The 5,182-nt window shown below is 37.1% G+C and carries 4 protein-coding genes; 3 read left to right on the top strand and 1 reads right to left on the bottom strand.

All coding sequences use genetic code 11. The annotated features are described in order from the left end of the window. On the bottom strand, window positions 1–2,396 hold a 2,396-nt coding region (locus tag NZ519_11730; protein ID MCS7029424.1), incomplete at its 3' end, for a CHAT domain-containing protein. A gap of 110 nt (window positions 2,397–2,506) precedes the next feature. On the opposite strand from NZ519_11730, the gene guaB reads away from it, so the two are divergent. The 3 genes from guaB to NZ519_11715 are packed head-to-tail and all read left to right on the top strand — an operon-like array spanning window position 2,507 to window position 5,016. Then, window positions 2,507–3,982 carry an IMP dehydrogenase gene (gene guaB / locus NZ519_11725; GenBank protein MCS7029423.1) on the top strand — a complete coding sequence of 492 codons (1,476 nt, stop codon included), beginning with the start codon at window positions 2,507–2,509 and terminating at the stop codon, window positions 3,980–3,982. A gap of 21 nt (window positions 3,983–4,003) precedes the next feature. Then, the gene (ispF, locus tag NZ519_11720; protein ID MCS7029422.1) at window positions 4,004–4,486 is read left to right on the top strand and encodes a 2-C-methyl-D-erythritol 2,4-cyclodiphosphate synthase; all 483 of its coding nucleotides are present in this window, start codon (window positions 4,004–4,006) and stop codon (window positions 4,484–4,486) included. Window positions 4,487–4,533: 47 nt separating this feature from the next. Further along, window positions 4,534–5,016, top strand: a complete 483-nt coding sequence (locus NZ519_11715; protein ID MCS7029421.1) for a flavin reductase family protein — start codon at window positions 4,534–4,536, stop codon at window positions 5,014–5,016. Window positions 5,017–5,182: the final 166 nt, after the last annotated feature.

Raw genomic sequence — 5,182 nt, 5'->3', positions numbered from 1 at the left:
TGGGTAGAGCTCTGATACTGCCCTTTCTTGAAATATCCATGCGTAGCAATGTGCAAAACACGCGGATTTTTCAAAGATTTGACAAACTCTTCCGTAGCATTCGCTCCTGTTACTACTGCGGCATTAGGTAGAACCCCAGCAATTTGATCAACTTCTCTCTGCGCACCTTCTAATTGTAATAAGCTCTCAATACTGCGCTGTTCTATCGGTTTTTCATTATCTCTTGTGTCTATCCCAAGATTAAATGTAGGATTACCTATCAAAAAACTCTTGTTGCTATACAGCCTATCCCGTTCTAAAATATCTCTAGTGTTTGTTACATTTATTACTTCTACCTCATCAAACACATACCTGTTCTGTTTTACATTGTACAAAGTAGAAAGGTTTATCTTGTAATAAATTCCATCAGGTGAAAAGAAAACTTGTTTGATACCTTTGAGTTTATCTGCAAAAGGTTTCCAAAAAACACTGTAACTGTACGGGTCTAAAATTTTATGCCGAGTACTGCGATAGTAGTTAATGAAGAATTGTTTTTCTAACATGTTGCCGTAAGATAGTAAAACAAGTTCAGGATATTTTCTCCGTTTAGTTATCACTAATCCAAAGTATGCTACGGTATCTTGGTCTATCTCTACTCGTACAATTTCAATTGCTGCTTGGTTGTTTGTCAGCTTATTTTGAATATCCTTCCAAGTAGTAAGTTTTGGGACAAAAGTATGTGCAAAATCCTCGCTTTTTAAGGCTAACTGTTTTTCTAATTCATTAGCTTGCTGCGCTAAACTGTCTAAATTGATTCTTTTTTGTTTTCTCTCATTGATAGTTAGGTCTTGGGCTTTGGCGTATTTATCTTTGGTCAATTTCCATTCTATGTATAGTTTTTTGAGCTCTTCATCTTCACTGTTTAAAATGCGGTTTTTGATTTTTTCTGTGCTTTGCAAGATAAGCCCTTTACTTTGTAAAATAAGGTTATAGCTCTCTTGAGTAATAGTAGGATTTTGTGCATGCCTTTTCAGGACAAAGTTCTGAAAAGTGTTAAAGTAAGGGTTTATATTTACTTGGACATATTTTTCTTTTTCGTTTTCTGAAAGGTTTTTGAAATTAGATTGGATTTCTTTGAGTTTGATGGATAGTGCTTGCTTATAAAGAGTTTCACTTTGTTCGTATTTACCTTGCTCTTGATATAACGAAGCTAGAGCTACACAGGAAAGAGCATATTGAGGATGAAATTGACCGAATAGTTTGGCGAAAATTCTTTGAGCTTCTTTGTACAAAGATTCTGCTTCGGCATACCTGCCTTGAGTTTTAAATATTTTCGCTAAGCTGTTGCAAGCAGTAGCATAATTCGGATGTTCCGTACCAACAGCTTTAGAAAGAACTTCTTTGCTCTCTTTACACAGAGATTCTGCTTCAGCATATTTTTTTTGGTTACTATACAAAAAAGCTAAATTGTTGCATGCAGCTGCGTAATAAAGATGCTCTCTACCTAATGTTTTGACGCGAATGTCTTTAGCTTTTTTTAGTAGTGATTCTGCTTCGTGATATTTTCCTAGAGCTACGTAGAGAGAAGCCAAGTTATTACAAGAGATACTATAATCAGGATGCTCTTCGCCTGAAATTTTAGCGTCAATTTCCATTGCTTCTTTGTACAAATGCTCTGCTTCATGGTATTTACCTTGCTCTTTGTATAGTCCTGCTAAATTATTGCATGAACTTGCATAGATTTGATGTGCTTTTCCTAACTTTTTAGCCCGTATTTTTCGGGCTTCCTTATGCAAAATTTCTGCATCGGAATATTTACCTTGAAGATGATATAGCAAAGCCAAATTATTACAAGACGCTGCATAATCAAGATGATCTTTGCCTAAAATTTTAGTACGAATTTGCATAGATTCCTTAAATAAGCGTTCTGCTTCTGCTAATCTGCCCATATCCAGGTATAGTAATCCTAAATTATCGCAAGTTGCGGCATACTCAGGATGATATATACCAAATATTTTAGTATCAATCTGCTTTACTTCTTTTAACAAAATTTCAGCCTGAATATATTTACCTTGCTGTTGATATAATAGAGCTAGGTTATTGCAAGCATTTGAATATCTTTGAATATTGCTTTCTTTCGACCAAGTACTATCTTTTTTGGCATAGAGTAATCCTTTTGAATAAAAACCTGCGTAATAGCAGCTCTCAACTTGCTTATTCAATATGTTGCTATAATTAGTATCCTTTTGGCTAACTTGCTTCTCATATAGCTCTAAAGCTTTATCCCCCCATTCTATTGCTTTTTTGTATTGATGTAACTCTTGATATTTTAAGGAACTATCATAAGCAGCTTTCCAATTTTGACCAAAACCTATCAAAATGAAGCAGTAAAAAATAAGATAAAAAAATGCTTTCACACTTCAAATCTAATAAAGTTGCTTTGCTGTCCAAAAATTTTAAATTGCTTTAACAAGTAAGCTGTAAGTAAAATATTGCAAGCAATTCATTTTTGTATGTACTTTTGTAAATGTTTTGGCAAAATAAAATTAGTTATGAAGGCTTAACTTATGATGATGTGCTTTTAATTCCTGCATATTCTGAAGTATTGCCTCGAGAAGTGGATACACGAACTCAGCTTACTCGCCAGATTACCTTGAATATTCCTATCGTTAGCGCTGCAATGGATACAGTTACAGAGTATAGGCTTGCAATTGCAATGGCGCAAGAGGGGGGCTTAGGCTTTATCCACAAAAATATGCCTATTGAAGAACAAGCATTGCAGGTGCGCAAGGTAAAACGGTCTGAAAGTGGAATGATTATAGATCCCGTAGTGCTTAAAGACACAGCTACGGTAGGAGATGCACGTTTGATGATGCAAGAAAATAAAATTGGGGGCATTCCAGTAGTCAATAATCAAGGTAAGTTAGTAGGTATTGTAACAAATAGAGATTTGCGCTTTGAACAATCTGACAAGCGACCTATTACAGAGGTAATGACACACCAAAATTTAATAGTAGCCCAAGAAGGTATAACTCTTCAAGAAGCGGAAGAGATTTTACGGCAGCATAAGATAGAAAAACTCCCTGTGGTCAATCATGAATTTGTATTGAAAGGCTTGATAACGTACAAGGATATTCTCAATCGTAGAAATCGCCCGAATGCTTGCAAAGATCATCTTGGAAGGTTACGTGTAGGGGCTGCGGTAGGAGTAACCGCAGATATCATTGACCGCGTACGGCTATTAGAGGAAGCAGGAGTAGATGTAATCGTAATAGACACTGCACATGGACATTCTCAAGGGGTAATAAATGCTGTAAAGACTGTTCGTAAAGCCTTTCGGGATTTGCCTTTGATAGCAGGAAATGTTGCTACTGCTGAAGGGTGCAAAGCACTAATTGAAGCAGGTGCAGACGCGGTAAAAGTAGGTGTAGGTCCTGGAAGTATCTGTACGACACGAGTAGTTACGGGTGTAGGCGTGCCTCAGCTTTCTGCGGTTATGCAAGCAGCATCGGTAGCCATGCCTCTGGGAGTTCCGATTATTGCCGATGGAGGTATCCGTTACACAGGGGATATTCCCAAAGCTATTGCAGCAGGTGCAAGCGTAATTATGGCAGGTTCTTTATTTGCAGGCACAGAGGAAAGCCCTGGAAACACTATCATTTACGAAGGTAGAAAATTCAAAATGTACAGAGGAATGGGTTCGTTAGAAGCTATGCAGAAAGGTTCAAAGGATAGATATTTTCAGGATGTAGAAGATGACGTCAAAAAGTTAGTGCCTGAGGGAATTGTAGGGCGCGTGCCGTATAAAGGTCATCTTTCAGAAGTAGTATATCAATTAGTAGGTGGGTTGCGTGCAGGAATGGGGTATTGTGGCTGCAGGACTATACAAGAGTTACAAGAAAAAGCACACTTTGTACGAATCACTAATGCAGGTATTCGTGAAAGTCATCCACATAGTGTCCAAATTACAAATGAAGCCCCAAACTATAGCGTAACTAGTTAAAAAACAGACAGTAAAAAGTAAATGAAGTACAAAATAGGTTTTGGTTACGATGTGCACCCCTTAGTAGAAGGGCGTGAGTTATGGTTGGGGGGAGTATGTATTCCCCATACCAAAGGTTGTTTAGGACATTCCGATGCTGATGTACTTTTACATGCTATATGCGACGCTTTATTAGGTGCTTTGAATTTGAGAGATATTGGCTATCACTTTCCAAATACTAATCCCGAATACGCAGGTATTGATAGTAAAAAGTTACTTGAAAAAGTTTTTGAATTAGTTCAAAGCAAAGGATATCAAGTCAATAATATAGATGCTACAATTTGTGCAGAAAAGCCCAAAATCAATCCGCACATACCACAGATGCAAAGCACAATTGCCCAAATACTCAAAGTTACTCCCGAAGCGATCTCAATAAAAGCCACTACGAATGAGAAGTTAGGTTTTGTAGGTAGAGAAGAAGGAATAAGTGCGTATGCAGTTGTTTTAGTGTATTCAACCTTGTAGTGTAGCTTTATATTGTAAATTCATAGACTTATTATTAAATTTGAAGTATGAACTCTGAAATTCCAAGTTATGCCGCGGCGTTAGGCAAAATAGTAAGCGGATGTTATATTATTACCTTAAAGGATAATGAAAGAGAAAATGCTTTTTTAGCTTCTTTACTTGTTCAAGTTGGTTTTAAGCCCCCTATGGTTGCGCTGGCAGTAGGCAAAGACCGTTATGCGTTGAGTTTAATAAAAACAGGCAAACCTTTTACAATCAATATTATAGGTAAAGAACAAACTTTCTTTTTCAAGCACTTTGGTAAAGGTTTTGATCCCCAAGAGTATCCTTATCAAGGAATCAACCTAATTACCGATAAAACTCATGCTCCTATTTTGTCTGATTGTGTGGGTTATTTAGAAGTACAGTATAGAGGAGAGTATGAAGTAGGGGATCACATTGTGATTTTTGCAGAGGTATTGCAGGGAAATATGCTCAACAGTGAGATTTCGCCGTATGTGCATATACGTAAAAGCGGACTAAACTATTGATTTTCTCTATAAGTTTAGACGGTTGACTGCTGACTATCATTCTTCTTTAAGGATAAAGTACCTACAAGGTAAGACAAAAGAAGGATGTATCTAAAAAATAATTTTGATTTTTTGGGCGTGCCCCTTGCTGACGCAAGGGTCGGGGCATTCCGCACTGCGCTTCGCT

This window comes from Bacteroidia bacterium (assembly GCA_025056095.1).
Classification (GTDB): Bacteria; Bacteroidota; Bacteroidia; order JANWVE01; family JANWVE01; genus JANWVE01.
The sequence above is the reverse complement of the archived record's forward strand: the minus strand, read 5'-3'. Positions and strand labels throughout refer to the sequence as shown.